This is a genomic window from Pseudoalteromonas sp. QJM3NY_12 (assembly GCF_056173165.1).
In genome coordinates this window covers 413,634-431,800 of record NZ_JBWBUF010000002.1, presented here as the reverse complement: position 1 = coordinate 431,800, position 18,167 = coordinate 413,634, and the positions used below count along the sequence as shown (strand labels likewise).

General features: G+C 39.9%; 16 protein-coding genes. 11 read left to right on the top strand and 5 right to left on the bottom strand.

The annotated features are described in order from the left end of the window. Window positions 1-12 precede the first annotated feature (12 nt). From AC0VZ5_RS17745 to AC0VZ5_RS17735, 3 genes are all read right to left on the bottom strand, one after another. A complete protein-coding gene (locus tag AC0VZ5_RS17745) occupies window positions 13-246 on the bottom strand; it encodes a hypothetical protein (RefSeq protein WP_178956913.1) in 234 nt (77 codons plus the stop codon). A 342-nt stretch (window positions 247-588) separates the two neighbouring features. Further along, on the bottom strand, window positions 589-1,809 hold the full coding sequence (locus AC0VZ5_RS17740; RefSeq protein ID WP_178956912.1) for a M24 family metallopeptidase: 1,221 nt from the start codon (window positions 1,807-1,809) through the stop codon (window positions 589-591). 22 nt (window positions 1,810-1,831) lie between these two features. Beyond that, a complete protein-coding gene (locus AC0VZ5_RS17735; RefSeq protein ID WP_475475110.1) occupies window positions 1,832-3,124 on the bottom strand; it encodes an NAD(P)/FAD-dependent oxidoreductase in 1,293 nt (430 codons plus the stop codon). Window positions 3,125-3,390: 266 nt separating this feature from the next. Between AC0VZ5_RS17735 and AC0VZ5_RS17730 the strand changes: the two genes are divergently transcribed. From AC0VZ5_RS17730 to AC0VZ5_RS17715, 4 genes are all read left to right on the top strand, one after another. Next, window positions 3,391-3,615 (top strand): hypothetical protein, encoded by a 225-nt coding sequence (locus AC0VZ5_RS17730; protein WP_178956910.1) that lies wholly within the window; start codon window positions 3,391-3,393, stop codon window positions 3,613-3,615. A 3-nt stretch (window positions 3,616-3,618) separates the two neighbouring features. Then, window positions 3,619-4,620, top strand: a complete 1,002-nt coding sequence (locus AC0VZ5_RS17725; protein WP_138609503.1) for a 4-hydroxyproline epimerase — start codon at window positions 3,619-3,621, stop codon at window positions 4,618-4,620. 13 nt (window positions 4,621-4,633) lie between these two features. Further along, window positions 4,634-6,130 (top strand): aldehyde dehydrogenase (NADP(+)), encoded by a 1,497-nt coding sequence (locus AC0VZ5_RS17720; protein WP_178956909.1) that lies wholly within the window; start codon window positions 4,634-4,636, stop codon window positions 6,128-6,130. 134 nt (window positions 6,131-6,264) lie between these two features. Continuing rightward, entirely contained in the window at window positions 6,265-6,933 is a 669-nt protein-coding gene (locus tag AC0VZ5_RS17715; RefSeq protein ID WP_178956908.1) for a GntR family transcriptional regulator, read from the top strand. A 375-nt stretch (window positions 6,934-7,308) separates the two neighbouring features. Here the strand turns inward: AC0VZ5_RS17715 and AC0VZ5_RS17710 are convergent, their stop codons facing one another. Then, complete coding sequence (locus AC0VZ5_RS17710) at window positions 7,309-8,277, bottom strand: dihydrodipicolinate synthase family protein (RefSeq protein ID WP_178956907.1); 969 nt, start codon at window positions 8,275-8,277, stop codon at window positions 7,309-7,311. A 606-nt stretch (window positions 8,278-8,883) separates the two neighbouring features. On the opposite strand from AC0VZ5_RS17710, the gene AC0VZ5_RS17705 reads away from it, so the two are divergent. After that, on the top strand, window positions 8,884-11,877 hold the full coding sequence (locus AC0VZ5_RS17705) for a TonB-dependent receptor (protein ID WP_178956906.1): 2,994 nt from the start codon (window positions 8,884-8,886) through the stop codon (window positions 11,875-11,877). 648 nt (window positions 11,878-12,525) lie between these two features. Beyond that, complete coding sequence (locus AC0VZ5_RS17700; RefSeq protein ID WP_138609495.1) at window positions 12,526-12,930, top strand: hypothetical protein; 405 nt, start codon at window positions 12,526-12,528, stop codon at window positions 12,928-12,930. Window positions 12,931-12,964: 34 nt separating this feature from the next. On the opposite strand, the gene AC0VZ5_RS17695 is transcribed toward AC0VZ5_RS17700, so the two are convergent. After that, window positions 12,965-13,858, bottom strand: coding sequence for an AraC family transcriptional regulator (locus AC0VZ5_RS17695; protein ID WP_178956904.1), 894 nt, complete (start codon window positions 13,856-13,858; stop codon window positions 12,965-12,967). Between the two features lie 194 nt (window positions 13,859-14,052). Between AC0VZ5_RS17695 and exaC the strand changes: the two genes are divergently transcribed. The 5 genes from exaC to AC0VZ5_RS17670 all read left to right on the top strand — a co-directional run bounded on the left by exaC (window position 14,053) and on the right by AC0VZ5_RS17670 (window position 18,126). Continuing rightward, the gene (gene exaC, locus AC0VZ5_RS17690; RefSeq protein ID WP_010389285.1) at window positions 14,053-15,573 is read left to right on the top strand and encodes an acetaldehyde dehydrogenase ExaC; all 1,521 of its coding nucleotides are present in this window, start codon (window positions 14,053-14,055) and stop codon (window positions 15,571-15,573) included. Between the two features lie 345 nt (window positions 15,574-15,918). After that, a complete protein-coding gene (locus AC0VZ5_RS17685; RefSeq protein WP_475474774.1) occupies window positions 15,919-16,524 on the top strand; it encodes a DUF998 domain-containing protein in 606 nt (201 codons plus the stop codon). A gap of 120 nt (window positions 16,525-16,644) precedes the next feature. After that, on the top strand, window positions 16,645-16,854 hold the full coding sequence (locus AC0VZ5_RS17680) for a hypothetical protein (protein WP_178956901.1): 210 nt from the start codon (window positions 16,645-16,647) through the stop codon (window positions 16,852-16,854). Window positions 16,855-16,924: 70 nt separating this feature from the next. Then, window positions 16,925-17,455: a GNAT family N-acetyltransferase gene (locus AC0VZ5_RS17675; protein WP_475474773.1), complete on the top strand. Its 531-nt coding sequence runs from the start codon at window positions 16,925-16,927 to the stop codon at window positions 17,453-17,455. A 206-nt stretch (window positions 17,456-17,661) separates the two neighbouring features. Beyond that, a complete protein-coding gene (locus tag AC0VZ5_RS17670; RefSeq protein WP_464711885.1) occupies window positions 17,662-18,126 on the top strand; it encodes a hypothetical protein in 465 nt (154 codons plus the stop codon). Window positions 18,127-18,167 lie beyond the last annotated feature (41 nt).

Here is an 18,167-nt window from a genome sequence, read left to right as displayed (position 1 = left end):
GTCTTCAAAAGGTTATATTGGTTGCTTTTTGATGATGCGAATTTCTTCTCCGTCTACATCTAATCGTGCCGTGATCGTGATTAACATTGCTTCAGAGGTAGGGGTTAACCCAAACTCGTATTTCTTATCTTCATAAGGCGTGATTGCAACGTCCTGTTGTTGTGTATTTATTGGCGCAGCTTGGTCGTAAGGTGTCGCAGTAAAAGAAATAGTACCCGTAGTAAGACCTGAATAAGGGCCAAACAAATGAGCATTAATTTACCAAGTCTCTAGCGCGGAAAATGGTTAACCAACTGGCCTACGCTTACCTTATAAAGTACATCCCACGTTTTGCCTAAGTGGGAGGTTTATGCCAGAAGCATAATGCTTCGCTTTGGTAAAGTACGTGATTTCATACACTTATTTACCTCAAGCAGTTCACTGTAATAGCAGTACAAAACACTACCTATATGGTGAACAGCAAGAGGCGCCTAATCTCTGATGGAATGTTGCAAATTTATTATTAATTACTCAAAAACAAGCTAAGTGAAGTGAGTAGTGCCAGTGGCTGCATGGTTTTCGTATACATGCAGCAGAGAGTGTTATAAATTAACTGGTTGATTTAAATGGGTCGTCGATACTATGGGATGGCTCAGTAAACCACTTTGGCCCGTTGTCGGTCATATAAAAGTGATCTTCTAATCTTATACCAAACTCATTTGGTACAACGAGCATGGGTTCGTTACTGAAGCACATACCGGTGGCCAGAGGGGTTTTATCGCCGCCGACTAAATAAGGCCACTCGTGAATGTCTAAGCCAATGCCGTGGCCGGTACGGTGTGGGCACCCTGGCGTTTGATATTCAGGACCAAGGCCTTGCTCAGCTAAATAATTACGAGCTCCAGCATCTACGTCTTGACATGTTTGGCCTATTTTTGCTGCATTAAATCCAGCTATTTGTGCCGCTTTTTCATAATCCCAAAATTGGCGCTGGCGATCACTTGCTTCGCCAAACACATAAGTGCGGGTGATATCAGATAAGTAATCGTGCACTTTACAGCCAGTATCAATTAATACCACATCGTCTTTTTTAAGAATTTGCGCGTCTTTTACGCCATGGGGAAAAGAGGTAGCAACACCAAATAACACAATGCAAAAATAGTTACCTGGCGCACCTACTTTTTGGTGCGCTTGTTTAATAAAAGCTTCTACTTCAGTGGTGCTAATGCCTTCATACAGCATACTGGCTGTGGCTTTATGTACCACTAAGGTCATATCCATTGCGCGTTGCATTAATGCAAGTTCATTGGTTGATTTGTGCATACGACAATGTGCTGTTACGGGTTGTGCGTTAACCAGTTTTAAGCCGCTTTGTGCTTTTTTAATGCCATCAAAAATAAAAAACTGTGCACTTTCATCAATGCCAATAGTGCCATCTTTTGCAATGCCCATTTCGGTTATTACATCTACAAATAGCTGATATGGGCTTTCATGTTCTTGCCAACCATGAATTGGGCCATCAATCACTTTAAAGCCATTGAGTGAACCAATTTCAAAAAAAGGAGCAATATATTGTACATCGCCCTGTGCAGGTAAAATTGCTCCCACCAGTCTTTCACTGGCATACCAACGCATTCCCGTAAAATAAGTAAGATTTGTACCAGCGTTTAGATATATGGCGTCAATACCATTTTGTTGCATGTATACTTGAGCTTTTTTAATTCGTTCTAGGTGCTCTTGCGGTTGGATCGGGGTTAAATCGTCAGTCATATTAGATAAACTGGCAAGTGCTTGTTCTTTGGTATGGGTACCAATACCTTGGGCTATCATAGTGCTTTCCTCGTAAGTGTGACTATTGTGCAAGTGGGGCGTGTGAACTGCAAGCAGCCTGAGATGAAAAGCGGCTGATACAATATGGTTTTATATCTACGCTAGGTACTTGTTGTAAACACAAACTAGTTATTAGCTCACCTGTAATAGCACCTTGAGTTAATCCAAGGTGCTGGTGGCCAAATGCAAAAAATAAATTAGTGTGGTTAGGTGCTTCGCCTATGACCGGTAATGAATCGGGCAGTGATGGTCTGCAGCCCATCCACACGCTACTAGGTTGAAGTGTTACCGCTGAATGATTGAGCATTGCTTTGGCACTGGGTAATAATGCCAAAGCGCGTTTATTATTCATTTTACGTTCTGTACCTGCGAACTCTACTGTTCCAGCAATTCGTAAACCTTGGCTCATGGGTGTCATAATAAAACTGCGCTCTGCAGAGGCGACAGGACGAGATAGACCATAATTACTCGATAACATGCAATGATAGCCTCGCTCTGTATCAAGAGGTACATTGTAACCTAAGGGCTTGAGCAGTAATTTGCTCCACGCACCAGCTGCGATGATGACTTTATCGGCTTGAAATTTTTGGTCAGGGCAATTAATTTCATAGCCACTATAAACAGGTGAAACCTCAATCACTTTTTGTTGGCAAAACTGCCCACCTAAAGCTCTAAATTGCTCAGCTAAACTTAAGCAAAATAAATGAGGATCAACGCTGTGCGCTACCTCTTTAAAAAATAATGCATGCGTTATGGTTTTTGCTAAATTAGGTTCCAGTCGTTGTAGTTGTTCAGCATTGAGCAGCTCTACAGCGATACCGTGTGCTAAATATTTTTCAAACATAGCCTGTATTTGTGTAACTGGCGTTGTTTCGAAAGTGAGTAAGCTCCCTTTCTTTGTTATTAAATGATTTAATTTGAATTCATCTAGCAGGGTCTCGTAGGCTGTAATTGCACGGTGGTTGAGCGCCTGTAAAGCGTGGGTATTTGCTTTATAGGTTGAGCTAGCCATGTTATTAACAAACCGCCAAAACCAAGGTAGTGCTTTGATCACATAGCGCCAATCTATTCTAAGAGGGCCGAGTGGGTTTAATAGCATCATAGGCAGCTTTTTTAATAACGATGAGTGCGCTAAAGGAAATACTTGCTCTGTTGCAAAGTGCCCAGCATTCCCTTTCGAGCAGCCTTGAGCTAAGCCATTTTCATCATACAAAGTAACTGTAAAGCCAGCGCGTTGTAATTTTAACGCACAACAAATACCGATTATACCTGCTCCAACCACGCCAATATGTTGTGTTTTATTATCAGACAAAATGCTTACCTCTTTATGCAATATGTTTGTTGTGACGGATGTATTGTGTCTATCTCAAAATTGAATTTATTTTTTAAGTTACGAGATATGATTTTTCAATACCTGTTATTTTGCTTCATTGTTGTTTAGATTCAATGGTTTAATGTTTTTGCTGCTGTTTTATAGATGCCCTTCAATGCCACTAAAGAAAGGAATGCTGAAATAGGATATTGATTATTGTATACAATATACCTACTATATCAAGCATAAACATCAATCAGGTAATTAAAATGACAGTAAATTGGCAACAGGCCTTTGGATCGTTTTCGGCTCAGTTTAATGAAGATGGCGCTATTCATTTTGCAAGTAGCGCAAACATGATCGATGAGCTAAATAATCAAACTGCTCACAGCGTTATTAAGCTAAACGCATCAGATGAAAATGCAGCTGTTACCACGCTTTACACTAAAGCAATGGCAAGCGGTATTGACGTAACAAAATTAAAGTTGGATTAAGTTATGCTCAAAGGGACCTTTTTTTGTATTGACGGCCATACCTGTGGCAATCCCGTAAGGCTAATTACCAGTGGTCACCCGCAATTGAGCGGACAGAGCATGAGTGAGAAACGCCAAGACTTTTTTCAAAATCACGATTGGATACGCCAAGCGCTAATGTTTGAGCCTCGTGGTCACGATATGATGTCGGGCGGATTTTTATATCCGCCTACCACAGAAGACGGCGATGCCGCTATCTTATTTGTTGAAACATCAGGGTGCTTGCCCATGTGCGGCCACGGCACAATGGGTATTGTTACGTTTGCTTTAGAGCATGGTTTATTACATGCAAAAGTGCCCGGCACCTTGCTATTAGATACGCCAGCTGGACGTGTACGAATCAATTATGAAATGACCGATGGTAAAGTTCAGTGGGTAAAAATTTATAATGTTCCCGCGTACTTAGCATATCAGTCAATTGTAATTGAAGTACCTGAACTGGGCGAGCTTAAAGTAGATATTGCCTACGGAGGTAACTTCTACATTATTGTTGAACCGCAAGCCAATTACAAAGGCATTGAGCATTTAACCGCTGGGCAAATTTTAAAGTACAGCCCGCAGGTGCGTGATGCCATAAACGCAAAAATAAAATGTGTTCACCCCCTTGACCCAACCGTTCAAGGTGCAAGCCATGTGTTATGGGCAGGCACACCTAAAAATGCCAATTCACATGCCGCAAATGCTGTTTTTTATGGTGACAAAGCCATTGATCGCTCACCATGTGGAACAGGCACTAGCGCCCGTATGGCACAGCTTTTTGCGAAAGGGCAGTTGGCCCAAGGGCAAGAATTTATCCACGAAAGTTATATCGGTAGCCAATTTATCGGCCGTATTGAACAGGTAACAGAAATCGCAGGCGTAACAGCTATTCTGCCAAGTATTCAAGGTTGGTCTAGAGTAACAGGCACAAGTGCTATCACAGTCGATGACGATGACCCATATGCATTTGGGTTTCAAGTAATATAATCAGGAGCAAAACATGACATTAACAGGACAAAGTTTAGTAGCAGGACAATGGGTTGGTGATTCAGCGAATGGTGAATTTAATGCATTTTCTCCCGCTGGTAATGAACCACTACCTACATGCTTTTTTAATCTCAGCGCCACTGAATTAAACGTTGCAATCGAAGCCGCACAATCGGCTTTTTATGAGTATCGTAAAACTAGCTATGCACAACGTGCTGATTTTTTAATGTGTATTGCAGATCAAATATTAGCGCTTGGTGATGATCTACTTGAGCAAACTCAGCAAGAAACCAACTTACCGCTTGCGCGATTGCAGGGGGAGCGCATGCGCACCGTAAATCAACTTAAAGCGTTTGCCAGTGCATTGCGCGAAAACCCTGAATCACCTTTGGGTTTAAAAATAGTGGATGAGGCCGATGCAACAAGATCACCGTTACCAAAACCACACACTGAACTTAACTATTTACCATTGGGGCCGGCTGCTGTGTTTGGTGCATCTAATTTTCCTTATGCCTTTTCAACATTGGGTGGCGATACAGCAGCGGCACTTGCTGCTGGGTGCCCGGTCATTGTTAAAAATCACACAGCGCATCCAGGAACTGGCGAGTTGATGGCACGTGCGGCGCTTGCAGCCATAAAAGAATGTGCGATGCCATTAGGCGTGTTTGCAATGGTGCAAAGTAAGGAGCATGACATATCGCATCAATTAGTTGCAGCGCCGGCAATTAAAGCGGTTGGCTTTACAGGCTCATTTAACGTGGCTAGTAAACTGCAAGAAACGATTGCTAAACGTGAAGAGCCCATCCCATTTTATGGTGAGCTGGGTAGTATTAACCCTCAAGTTATTTTACCCAATAAAGCCATTGAACAGAGTAAAGAAATGGCGCAGTCACTTTGCCAGTCAATGCTTATGGGTAACGGCCAGTTTTGCACCAGCCCTGGGCTTTGGTTAGTGCCAACCGGGTGTGATGAGCTTGAAGCACATATTACTGCGAGCATTAATGATGCACCATCTGACACTTTGCTCACGCCAGACATTGTTAAAACGTTTAAACATCAAGTAGAAGAGCGAGGCCAACTTGCTCAAGTAAGCGTGTTAGGGAAAGGTAAGCTTGAGCAAACGTTCCATGCTAATGCACATGTATTCGTTTGTAATGCCGACGATTATTTAACAACCCCAGCGTTGAATGAAGAAATGTTTGGCCCTGCTGCATTAGTTGTGCGTTACGACAGTGAACAGCAACTTATGACATTAATAAATAAACTGCAAGGGCAGCTTACAGCCAGCGTTCATGGCACGAAAGCGGATTTAAGCAAAGCAGATAGCCTCATCGAAGCACTGCAATATAAAGTGGGTCGTTTGATAAAAAATCAGATGCCAACAGGTGTTGAAGTGTGTGGTTCAATGAACCACGGTGGGCCATTTCCAAGCTCAACGGATGTACGTAGTACCTCTGTAGGCACAAATGCAATGTTACGTTTTATGCGACCAATTTGCTATCAAGCATAAGATTCATTGGGCGGGATATGCAAATTGTATATTCCCGCTTTTCCTTTATAAACGCTAACTGAGGACGGAATCTAACTTGGCATCTCATGTTACTTGAGTATAATGTATGCTAAATGCAATACTTAAGGATCACCATGGCTATCGAACACAAAACACGCACCCAATTAGTAGCAGAAGCAATTCGTGAAAAAATATTAACCGGTGAAATTAAAGCTGGTGATCCACTGCGTCAAGCTGCACTTGCTGCTGAGCTTAATGTAAGCCGAATACCTGTTCGTGAGGCACTGCTTCAGCTCGAAGCTGAAGGGCTTGTAAATTTTGAAGCGCATAAAGGAGCTACGGCAACAGAGCTTTCAGCATCACAAATTGATGAAATCTTTGATTTAAGGGCATTACTTGAGGCTGAGCTGCTAAGTCACTCAATAGAAGGTTTAACAGATCAAGATTTAATTGATGCTGAGCTTATCTTAACTGAGCTAGAAAGCGCCATGGATGCAGGTGATACCCACCTAGCAACGGGCGATTTAAACAGCCGTTTTCATGGTAAGTTGTATTCACGCGCACAACGCCCACAAACTCGTGAACTAGTTGATATGTATAGTAAAAATTCAGAGCGTTATGTGCGCATGCATATTTTACTAGCGGGTGGTTTAACCACAGCACCAGAAGAGCACCGTATATTGTTAAATCACTGTCGTGCAAAGAACACTAAAAAAGCGTGTGACTTTTTGAAAAAGCATATCTTAGGCGCCAAAAACGACATTAAAAAGCTATTACTTAAAATAGAAGACGAAAAAAGGTAGTGTTAAATAAGCCACATTTTTTATCATGTGCTCAGCTTGCTGCCCGTAGGCAAATAAGAATGCTATATTTATGTTGTCTTTAACTTACCTCGATTAGTTTGCTTAATGCGATGTTAGCTAACTGAACAAGGTCCCATCAACTTTTCTGTATTATTAAGTGGGTATGTAAAAAATACTTTAGCTAGATAGGGTAAAAAACTCAGAAGTGCAAAGCTTAGTCTTACGCTATATTTGAATAAACGATATATCTGATTTTCTTTTATGCTCAAGTATGATTATTTAATAAGGTCAGTGCAATCACCGCAAGAGCAGCTTATCTATAGCTACAAAAACGCTCCGTAAAAACGGAGCTTTTGCTTGTCAATTTTTGAAAATTCAGTCTATTAAACCCAGACCCTCGAGTCGTTCTTTTGCTAAGGCATACCTTGTGTGTACATCATCAATTTGCTGTTGATTTAACTTTTTACCAAAAGTACGAAGCCCGCCAGTTACATCATTATGATGAATGCCAAATGCAAACTTAAGGTATTCTAAAAGTAACGGTTGTGCATCAAGGTAAGATATAGAATTCATAGCTTGAGAAATTTTGTTTGCCTCGGCCCACTCACCTTTATTCACGTATTCCTGCATAGTGACACTCGCTTTTGGAAATATACAGCCAACGCCTGTAATTCCACCGCATGCGCCAGCGAGTCCTGCATGTATAGTTACCGTATCTACACCTGCGAGTACTTTTATGTCCTTATTTTCTAGCACCATCGTTTCAATGACAGATACATCTATGGTGGATATTTTAAGCGCCGTAACTTCAGGTAAAGCGGCAAGCTTTGTTAGAAGGTCAGTTGAAAGTGGATGATAGCCAGCGGCGTCCGGGTTGTTATAAGGCATTATTGTAATACCGGCCTCTTTTGCAGCTGTGGCAGAAAGGGAATAATACGCATACATTTCCTCATCAGAAGGCGTGTATTTGGTTTTTGGTGGCATCACCATTACGGTGTCCACGCCAACAGTTGCTAGCTCTGTAACAATTTTGGCCAGCTCTTCTTTGGTTTCTGCGGCTGCGCCACTAATCAATGGAACATTGTATTCTTTAGCAACACTTGAGAGAGCTTTTAGTAAAGAAAGACGCTGTTCGGAGCTTAGGTAGCTGTTCTCACCAAGAGTACCAGAGCCAACAAGGCCTCCCATACGAGTTCCACCTTTGCCTTGCACCTTTAAAATATCTGCAGCGTATTTTTTCGTTGCATCAAGGTCAATTGCAACGGTTCCAGACTCTGTTTCTTTGAGCCATGTAAATACGGCTGGCATAACTGTGTATCGCCAATCTTTACAGTTTGTTTCCATTATATTTCCTCTAATAAGCAATATTGTATACATTATACATTTCGATTGTATCAGTAAAATTAACTTCGGCAAGTCTAAGAACTAAATTAAAAGGGTATCGTATATGTAAATTATACAGGGGCATGCAAAGGCGAGTAACGCTAACTATATAAAGTGGGGTTAATCATTTAACTATCTTCACGAACTATAGTTTGCTTCTTAATAACCTGAACTCTGGATTATAAACCTACCCCAAGTAGCTATTCTTAGCGTTAACTGAGTTTAATCTACTTGCAATAGGCTAACTATTGCAAGTAATTTCGCTTAGTACCCACTGAAAATCTCTGGCTAGAGAAAATAAACATAAATATCACTTTGATTCAAAATATTAGTAAATCTCTTAACCAGAGTTCAGGTTAAATACTTCAGCTCATGTATTAAATTACGATACTTAATAAAGCTTCCTTTAGTTACAAACTTGCAGAGCAATTGACTTTGTTTAATTTGTATTTAAATTTTAACTAAAAATTATCATATATTTAATATTGTATACAATATGTAATTTATGTATATTTTACGTCGAGGTTAGTCTCACAATAAAAATCTACAGGACCAAGGAATTCTTACATGATTACAAATAATAAAAAACAAACTCGAGGCGTGGGTGCTAGAACTCTGCTGGCAACTGCGGTAACAGCAGCATTATTAATTGCACCAGCGGCACACGCTGTTGATGGCAGTAGTATTGTTAAAGGTCATATTGTTGCGCAATCGGGGAATGATTTAACCGGCGCAACTATTACACTTAAGCACAAAAGCAAAGGGTTGGTTTACACCATTACCAGTAACGCCGAGGGTGATTACTTATTAAGAAACGTACCTGTAGGTACATACGATGTAACTATTGTAAAAGACGGTTATCAAGCAATGACTGAAGAAAATGTTGCGGTAACTATTGGCCAATCAATAATACTTGATGTACAACTTTATAAAGCTGGTATTGATATAGAGCGTATTGCGGTAGCAGGTTCGGCAATTCGTCGTGTAGATATGGCATCTTCCACCTCTGGCTTAACGTTTAGTGATGCTGAACTTAAAGCAATGCCGGTAAATACTGGTTTTGAGAGTATTGCGTTACTAGCGCCAGGTACTGCAGCTCCTGGTGGTTCTAATTTCAAAGGAGCCTCTAGTTTTGGTGGCTCATCAGCCGCTGAGAATGGCTACTATTTTAATGGCTTGAATGTAACCAGTATTCGCACAGGGTTAGGTTCAATTCGTCTTCCATGGGAGGCTATTTCGCAAACTCAAGTTAAAACGGGTGGTGTTAGCCCTGAATTTGGAGGGGCATTAGGCGGTATTGTAAACGCTGTATCTAAATCAGGCGATAATGATTTTAAACTTGGTGCAGAGGTGCGCTGGGATCCTGATAGTCTTCGTAATCAGCATGATTCAATATTTCAAGATAGTGGCACCATCAGTACCAACACTAAGCAAAGTAGTTACGATTTTAAAGAAGTACAGTTATGGGCGAGCGGTGCGCTTATTGAAGATACGCTGTTCTTCTATGGCTTATTTGCTCCACGCAGAGAAGAGTCTAGCAGCGCTGGGCAAACCACGTTCTCTGATTTTGAGCGTGATGAAGATCGTTGGTTCACGAAAGTGGATTGGTTTATTAATGAAGATCACTCTATTGGTTTCTCTGCAATGAACAATAAACGTACTTGGACTGACAAAACGTTTGCTTATAATTGGAAAGATAATGTTGTGGGTGATCAGCAAGGGGTAGATGCACCAGGTGAAGATGGCGGTAATGTTTATAGTATTAACTACAATGGCTATCTGACAGATACTTTTTCAGTGTCAGCCGTTGTTGGCCGTGTTACTGAGAATGTTGAGAACGTGGTAGCGTCTCCAAACCCAGGTGTATGGGATGAAAGAAATGGTTTTGTTACGTTAAGCCAGCACACTAATTCAGGAATAACAGAAGAAGAGTACATCCGAGACCAAGCTCGCATTGATTTTAACTGGGATTTGGATATGCATTCAATCCAATTTGGTATTGATTACACTAACGTGAAGGTCGATTTTTTTGAAGGTCAAAATGGTATTGGGGATGCTAAAGGCTGGTGGACAGTAAAAACGGCCGGTGAAAACGATGTATCGGGCGCTACACTAGGTACTGACTTTATCGAAAGAAGGATTCGTAGCCGTGAGGTCGATTCTGCTACCACTTCATTAGCGTTTTACATTAATGATTCATGGCAAGCTACTGATAATTTAGTGCTTAATATGGGTTTGCGTTATAGCCAGTTCGAAAACACTGTTTCAGATGGTCGGGCTTTTGTTGATATAGATAATCAAATCGCGCCACGTATACAAGCAATTTATGACGTTAATGGTGATGGTAGTGCAAAAGTATTTGCAACCTTTGGGCGTTATTTTCAACCTGTCTCTGCGAACATGAATATCACCCAAGGTTCTGCATCTATTGAATGGTTTGAGTATTTCGAACTGGATCAATTAGAAGGTAGCGGTTCACCTTCTTTATTAGCTGATGGCTCACCTAGCAGAGGGGATATGTTACGTGATAGACGCTGGCGTCAGCGGGGTATTACTGAACCAGGGCTAATTGCCTCTGCTTCTTTAAAACCAATGTACAGCGATGAATTTACAATTGGTTATCAGCAAGAAGTGTTTGATACGATGTCTGCAGGTGTACGTGCTATTTACCGTGATTTAGGTCGCAGTGTTGAAGACACTGATGTAGGCCCTGTGCTTGCTAAAAAGCTTGCTGAAATGGGTATAACCGATAACGTAGGGCAAGGTTCATATTACGTACTCAATAACCCTGGTGAAGCGATTCAAATGTCGTATGACTTTGATGGTGATGGAGAAATTGATAACGTAAATTTAAGTGCTGATGAACTTGCACTTGCCGAAGCACAACGCAAATATTTGGCGCTTGAGTTTACCTTAGATGGCAATATAACTGATGACTTGCGTATCAATACTTCATATACATGGTCACATAGCTATGGTAATACCGAAGGTTTAGTTAAAACGGATAATAACCAAGCCGATCCTGGTTGGACGACCTCCTACGACTATGGTGATTTGATGGATCATGGCTATGGTAATTTACCAAATGACCACCGCCACGCTATTAAGTTTAGTGGCGCCTATAATATTACCGATTCACTGACCCTAGGTTTAGTTGCGCGAACTACATCAGGTCGTCCAAAGAGCTACTTCTCAGTTCACCCTGAAGGTGTCGATAGCTGCGAACAAGGAAGCCCATGGGATGCATGTGTTAGTAAATATTACGATCAAGCATCTCATTATGATGAAAATGGCAACCCTGCGCCACGTGGCAGTAAAGGTAATTTACCTTGGCTCACTAATATAGACATGTCATTGACGTACTACACTGACTTTTTTGGCTCAAACGTGATTTTAAAAGGCACTGTTTATAATTTGCTTAATAGCGATAGTGCGATAAATATCAACGAAGAGCGTGCTCAGTACGGTGAAAATGGCTTAAAGCTTAATCCTGATTATGGCTTAGTGACAGGACGTCAAGGTGCTCGCTATGTGTCATTGACCGCACGAATAGAGTTTTAATTTTCCCTGGTAAGAAGCTGTAAGAGCTCAACTTTAGTATCTCATGACTATGTTGGTGAATGCTAAAGTTGAGTTAATGTTTAAGCACATTCTCATCAAGAGCAACACAGCCTCGATGCTGGGCAGGCAGCTGTTTGGCATTTTTGTAGTGAGTTATTGGCACTTTTATTACAAGAAATGAAGGCACATTGCATGCAAAAATAACAAGGGATAATTATGACTCGGCTTTGTTTTCTCATTGGCAGTAGTCACAACCAGATTGGTTACACATCTATACCCTTGATATGCATATGGACGGTGAGTCATTATATATTATTTTAAATGGCTTGCATCAGACACACATATTGATTTAATTGAAAATCATCATAAAGATAGTCGTGAATATGATACTTCCGCAATCACTCGTAGCAGTTTATTTGTAGATAGTAATTAATATATTAAATGAAACTGGTAAGTTATTGTTATCAATGCAAGAAGGTATATTTACTGAGCTTGCCGTGTGTTGAACTGGCTTATTTAGCCAAACAAAATATACCTGTTCGAAAAAGTAGATAAAAAATAACAGTATTTAAATCAGTAGATACAACGTTGAGTGATTTATTTACTCATTTTGTTTACCAAAAAATTAATTAAAATGAAGGTGAATGTATGGTACTTCTAGGGTTAGGGGTTGTATTTATACTAATAGGCTTGTTGCCACTTGTTCGTTGGTTAAAATGTAAAGTTAATAAACGCCATTGGCGAGTGTGTAACATAGAACAAATAACAGCAGCGACAAATAATCAAATAACAGCGCCAGAGCTTTTACATCAGCCAACGATGCTAGTGAGTTTTCGTTTTGATGATCAAGTGTGCAGTATACTAATTGATTATAACGAAAATATGATGTGGCGTTTTAAGCAGGGTAAGCAATGCACGCTATTGGTGGATAAGCACAACCCTCATAAAGTTTACAATAACGCTTTCTTATGGCATAACTACGGCGTAGTGTGGTTGCTGGCAGGTGTAAGTTTATGTATTGCAAGCTATTATAGTGTGGTTATTAAAATATGACTGCGCTTTTAACCACTTAGTAAAGCATTAGCTATTAATGCCGACACTGTTTAGGTGCAATCCCAAAGGTTTGCTTAAATAAACGGCTAAAATGACTGGCGTTATTAAAACCAAGGTCGTAGCACACTTTACTTATAGCTTGGCCTTCTAATAAAAGCGTGCGGGCTTTTTTAAGTCTAAGTTGTTGCTGCCAAAGTGCAGGGCTTGTGCCAAAAGCGAGTTTAAATTGCTGGTAAAACTTACTACGACTCATACAAGTTATTTTGCACAAGGTGTCTATGTCGAGTGTGTCGCTTAAATGCTCTTCAATATAATGTAGTGCATCACTCACGTTACTTTTTAGGCGTAGCTTGTCACAGTTTGCCAGCAATAAATCACGGCTTTGTTGTTGTAATAAACGGGTGATCAATTCGTTTAACGATAAATCAATTAAGTAGTGTCGCTCGGCGCCTTGCTCACTAAATAAATGCACCATTCGCTCTAATAACTGCTGAGTTTGCGTATTATGTTGGGTATGCACTAAATTAGGGCTGTATTCAAACAAGGCATCACTAGCAAAGTTTTGCTGCATATTAAGTGCATTAGCCACATTGGTTATTTTATCGGTGCTGATTTCAATCGCTAAACAGGTGGTAGGTGAGTTGATAGTTGCCTGAGGAAAATCAATCAGCACCCCTTGCTCGGGCGCTAATACAAACGATTCGTGTGGTAAAAACGCTTTATGATACTGACTATTCTCAACATGCATAATTTTTTTGCCACTGAGCATGGCACAAAATAATAATTCGTTTGAATGCAGCGCCACTTTTTGCGCACTTTTATAAGTATCATAAATACTCAGTTCGCTGTTGTCGGCAGCAAAGCTCACTTTGTTTTCAATAAGTACATCAAGTTGTTGGCGTTTTTTATTTAACTGCGACGAATACATAATCAGCCTCTTTAATGATTAAATCGTTTGGACTCACAGACAATTTTTTTGGACTGCTAATCAAGTTTTTAAGCGCTTAATAGTCTAATGTCAATCAATACCGATTAAATATAAAGCAACTAGCTACATTACTCTAACAAGTTGCTGGTATTTCGGCTTAGACTTTTAGCTAACAACAACAAGAGAACACACATATGATTTACGCAAATCCAGGCACAGCAGACGCACTCATCACATTTAAACAGCAGTATGGTAACTATATTGGCGGCGAGTGGGTTGAACCCGTTAATGGTCAATACTTTGAGAATATTAGCCCTGTAAATGGCAAAGTGTTTTGTAAAATTCCCCGCTCTGACAAAGACGATATTAATTTGGCGCTTGATAAAGCGCATGCCGTAAAAACGCAGTGGGGCACAACCTCAGTGACCGAGCGCAGTAATATTTTATTAAAAATTGCCGATCGCATTGAACAAAATCTAGAGCTACTTGCAGTGGCCGAAACATGGGATAACGGTAAAGCCATTCGCGAAACCCTCGCCGCTGATATTCCACTTGCTGCGGACCACTTTCGTTACTTTGCCGGTTGCTTGCGTGCTCAAGATGGCAGTATTGGTGAAATAGACGAAACCACGGTGGCGTATCATTTTCATGAACCATTAGGTGTTGTAGGGCAAATTATTCCGTGGAACTTTCCAATTTTAATGGCTGCATGGAAGCTAGCGCCGGCACTTGCAGCAGGTAACTGTGTGGTACTTAAACCTGCTGAGCAAACACCTGCATCAATATTAGTGTTAATGGAAATTATTGGTGATTTACTACCCGGCGGAGTGCTAAACGTAGTAAATGGTTTTGGTAAAGAAGCCGGTGAAGCACTGGCAACTAATACGCGTATAGCTAAAATTGCCTTTACAGGCTCAACCCCTGTGGGTTCACATATTTTAAAATGCGCAGCTGAAAATATTATTCCTTCAACGGTAGAGCTTGGGGGGAAATCACCTAATATCTTCTTTAACGATGTTATGGAAAAAGACGACTCATACCTAGATAAAGCAATTGAGGGCGCCATTCTTGCCTACTTTAACCAAGGTGAAGTATGTACTTGTCCATCACGCTTGTTCATTCAAGAAGATATTTATGAGCAATTTATAGAACGCATTTTAAAACGTACCAAGCAAATTAAACGCGGTAACCCGCTAGACAGCGAAACCATGGTAGGTGCGCAAGCCTCTAAAGCACAGTTTGATAAAATTTTAAGTTACATTGATATTGGCAAACAAGAAGGTGCTGAAGTACTCAGTGGCGGTCATGTTGAGCAACTTAGCGATGAGCTAAATGGTGGCTATTACATTCAACCTACTTTATTAAAAGGCACTAACGATATGCGCGTGTTCCAAGAAGAAATTTTTGGCCCCGTTATTTCAATGTCGACCTTTAAAGACGAAGCCGAAGCGCTCGAATTGGCTAACAGCTCAGAATTTGGTTTAGGCGCAGGTGTATGGAGCCGTAATATGAACCGCGCTTATCACTTTGGTCGCAAAATAGAAGCCGGTCGCGTATGGACCAACTGTTACCATATGTACCCAGCACACGCTGCGTTTGGCGGTTATAAAAAGTCTGGTATAGGCCGCGAAACACACAAACTCGCGCTCGATCATTACCAACAAACTAAAAACTTATTAGTAAGTTACAGCGAAGATCCCCTTGGCTTCTTTTAATAACGCGTTTTAGTTTAAATAAACAACCTATAAGTAATGAAAGCGCTGCATTGTTGTAGCGCTTTGTTTTTTTAAAACTAATACTGATAGCATTTGATTAGTGGTTAATTATAATGATAAAGAAATGATTTATTAATGAGGCGAAATAAAACCTCAGTGAATCATGCACAAAGAGGGTAAATAGACGCTGCGTTGAAAGAGTAGGTTAAAGGTCACAGGTTCTACTGTTAAGACTAGGTTTCAGGCTGTTTGTACAAGCTCACAGCTCGTCACTCGAAGCCGGCTCATTTTCTCCTCTGTGTTTAAAAAGGCTTTAGTGAATTAATCACAAAAAGGATTATGGTGATGTTTGAAACGATTGCGATTTATTCAGGGTTAATAGCCACATTATGGATATTCATTGGTGTTTATGTAGCAAGTCGGTTTTATGAAGGTTACAGTCATTCTAAACAATTTTGTAGTGAATTAGGTGCAACAGGAAGCCCAACTGAAAAACTGTCACCACTAATTAATAATTATCCTTTAGGTTTTCTATTTTGCTTTTTTGGCTGGTATTTGGCGCGATTGGCTAATGTTTCTATATTGGTTAATATTGCTGGTTGGCTAGTTATAGTGCATGGTATTGGTACCTGGGTTGCGGGTTATTTTCCTATGGATGCTGACCCATTTACTAAACATCCAACTTTTAACTGCAAGGTACATTCTTGGGCTGGTTTTATTATGTTACTTTCGCTGGTTGTAGCACCAATATTAATAGCTATTAGTCCAACCACAGAAGTTATCTCTCTATACTTTCGTGTTTTTTCAATTGTTTCTGTTATCGCCACAGTTTATTATCTGTTTGCTATGGCTAAAGCAATAAAACTACAAAGTAACCCTGGTACCTACCAACGTATCACTTATGGTATTCAATTAAGTTGGTTAAGTGTTTTTTCAATAGTGTTAACGTAGTTTTAAACTAATCATTAACGCCTATGATTTATTTCAGCGTTAAGCTTGTCAATCTAAGAAATACATCAGCATTGTGTTGATTTTAGCTCATTATTTGGGCTTTTAAATCAAGGGAAACTTATGAATATAAACGTTATTAAATTCCGTTTTATTTTACTAAGAGGCCCATTAGGCTGGGGAATTCCTACAGCTATTTTATTTCAATTAATCATGCACCTTACAGGTGAGCAAGGTTTTTTTGATGGAATCATTTCATCTTTAATAATATTTCCTTTAGTAGGCATATTATTTGGATACCTTATGTGGCATTCGGAACATAAAAAGAACTAAATAACTGAGAGATCTACCTTAATTACTTGGTTTTTTGAAAGTTTTTAGCTGTAATTACAAGGAGGTTTGAGTGAAAATTTGCGAAACCCAAAGGTTGCTTATTCGGCAGTTTTCAATTGATGATGTGCCGGCATTAAGTAAAATTCTTAGTGACGAAGAAGTGATGAAATATTCAATTCGTGGTGTATGCGATGAAGCCGCAACTGGTGATTTTATAAAGTGGTGTTTACAATGCTACGACTCATACGGTTTGGGCCCATGGGCATTAATAGATAAAAGCAGCGACTTATTGATTGGATTTTGTGGTATTTCCCCACAAAGTGTCGCGGGTAACGAAGAGCCTAATTTAGGGTATCGATTAGCGGTCGATTTTTGGAATAAAGGTTTAGCCTGCAAAGCGGCTAAAAGTGTTTTAAAGTATGTGTTTACTCAAACTACTCATCAATCCGTCGTTGTTATTATTGAACCTGAGCATATTGCGTCATTGAGAGTAGCAAAGAAAATTGGCTTTACAGATTATAGCAATCATGAATTTTATGGTCGTGCCGTACAGTTATATCGATTAACAAAGGCGCAGTGGAGTAATCATTTTGTTAGCTAAATTGTTATCGCTCATATTTTCTATTAGATCTTCAATTAATAGGATGGATTATCATCCAGCAGGCAACTGTGAGTAATAAGCGGACGGTCAAAAATAGTGATGAATGAAGCTAGAATTCTTGGCCCTTTGGTTCAAAGCGGAAATAAAAGTAGGTTATATCAAGCTGTAACAATACTCACCTAAGGATTACGTTTTAAAAGGTATTTATGAATAAACTGACAAGGTATAAACAAGCACCCAGTGCAAAACTAATCTGGACACTCGGTCTTAACACGTTTATTGCAGTTATTATTTTATTTTGGGTAGAAATATTTATTAAGCAACCATTGTTGCATCAGTTTTTATACCTATTTGCATTTGTACTAATGAGAGTATTTTCACAGTGGTACATTACAAACAAAGAGCAATCTCAGGCAATCGAAATTATAGATGGTGAATTTGAGCTACTAAATATAAAGATTAAAATATCAGAGCTTGAAGAGATTTTGTACTGCCAAACTAAGCGTTTTGAACATATTTTAAGATTTAGATTTACTAACGCCACATACCAAGATATTGAAATAACTGCACCAGATTTAATTGACGACCTTCGTTTTTACTATTTTATGGTGGATAATAGCTTGCCAGTAAAAATGACAGACGACAAAGGACGTTTTTTTGAGGAAAGTTAATTGCGCAGCCTGGGGCAAGCAAGTTTTAAAGTTTTTGATGA

Bases quoted from the DNA above. Each gene is read 5' to 3' on its own strand.
- AC0VZ5_RS17740 (WP_178956912.1), bottom strand. From the start codon at position 1,809: ATGATAGCCCAAGGTATTGGTACCCATACCAAAGAACAAGCACTTGCC.
- AC0VZ5_RS17730 (WP_178956910.1), top strand. From the start codon at position 3,391: ATGACAGTAAATTGGCAACAGGCCTTTGGATCGTTTTCGGCTCAGTTT.
- AC0VZ5_RS17725 (WP_138609503.1), top strand. From the start codon at position 3,619: ATGCTCAAAGGGACCTTTTTTTGTATTGACGGCCATACCTGTGGCAAT.
- AC0VZ5_RS17720 (WP_178956909.1), top strand. From the start codon at position 4,634: ATGACATTAACAGGACAAAGTTTAGTAGCAGGACAATGGGTTGGTGAT.
- AC0VZ5_RS17715 (WP_178956908.1), top strand. From the start codon at position 6,265: ATGGCTATCGAACACAAAACACGCACCCAATTAGTAGCAGAAGCAATT.
- AC0VZ5_RS17710 (WP_178956907.1), bottom strand. From the start codon at position 8,277: ATGGAAACAAACTGTAAAGATTGGCGATACACAGTTATGCCAGCCGTA.
- AC0VZ5_RS17705 (WP_178956906.1), top strand. From the start codon at position 8,884: ATGATTACAAATAATAAAAAACAAACTCGAGGCGTGGGTGCTAGAACT.
- AC0VZ5_RS17700 (WP_138609495.1), top strand. From the start codon at position 12,526: ATGGTACTTCTAGGGTTAGGGGTTGTATTTATACTAATAGGCTTGTTG.
- AC0VZ5_RS17695 (WP_178956904.1), bottom strand. From the start codon at position 13,858: ATGTATTCGTCGCAGTTAAATAAAAAACGCCAACAACTTGATGTACTT.
- exaC (WP_010389285.1), top strand. From the start codon at position 14,053: ATGATTTACGCAAATCCAGGCACAGCAGACGCACTCATCACATTTAAA.
- AC0VZ5_RS17685 (WP_475474774.1), top strand. From the start codon at position 15,919: ATGTTTGAAACGATTGCGATTTATTCAGGGTTAATAGCCACATTATGG.
- AC0VZ5_RS17680 (WP_178956901.1), top strand. From the start codon at position 16,645: ATGAATATAAACGTTATTAAATTCCGTTTTATTTTACTAAGAGGCCCA.
- AC0VZ5_RS17670 (WP_464711885.1), top strand. From the start codon at position 17,662: ATGAATAAACTGACAAGGTATAAACAAGCACCCAGTGCAAAACTAATC.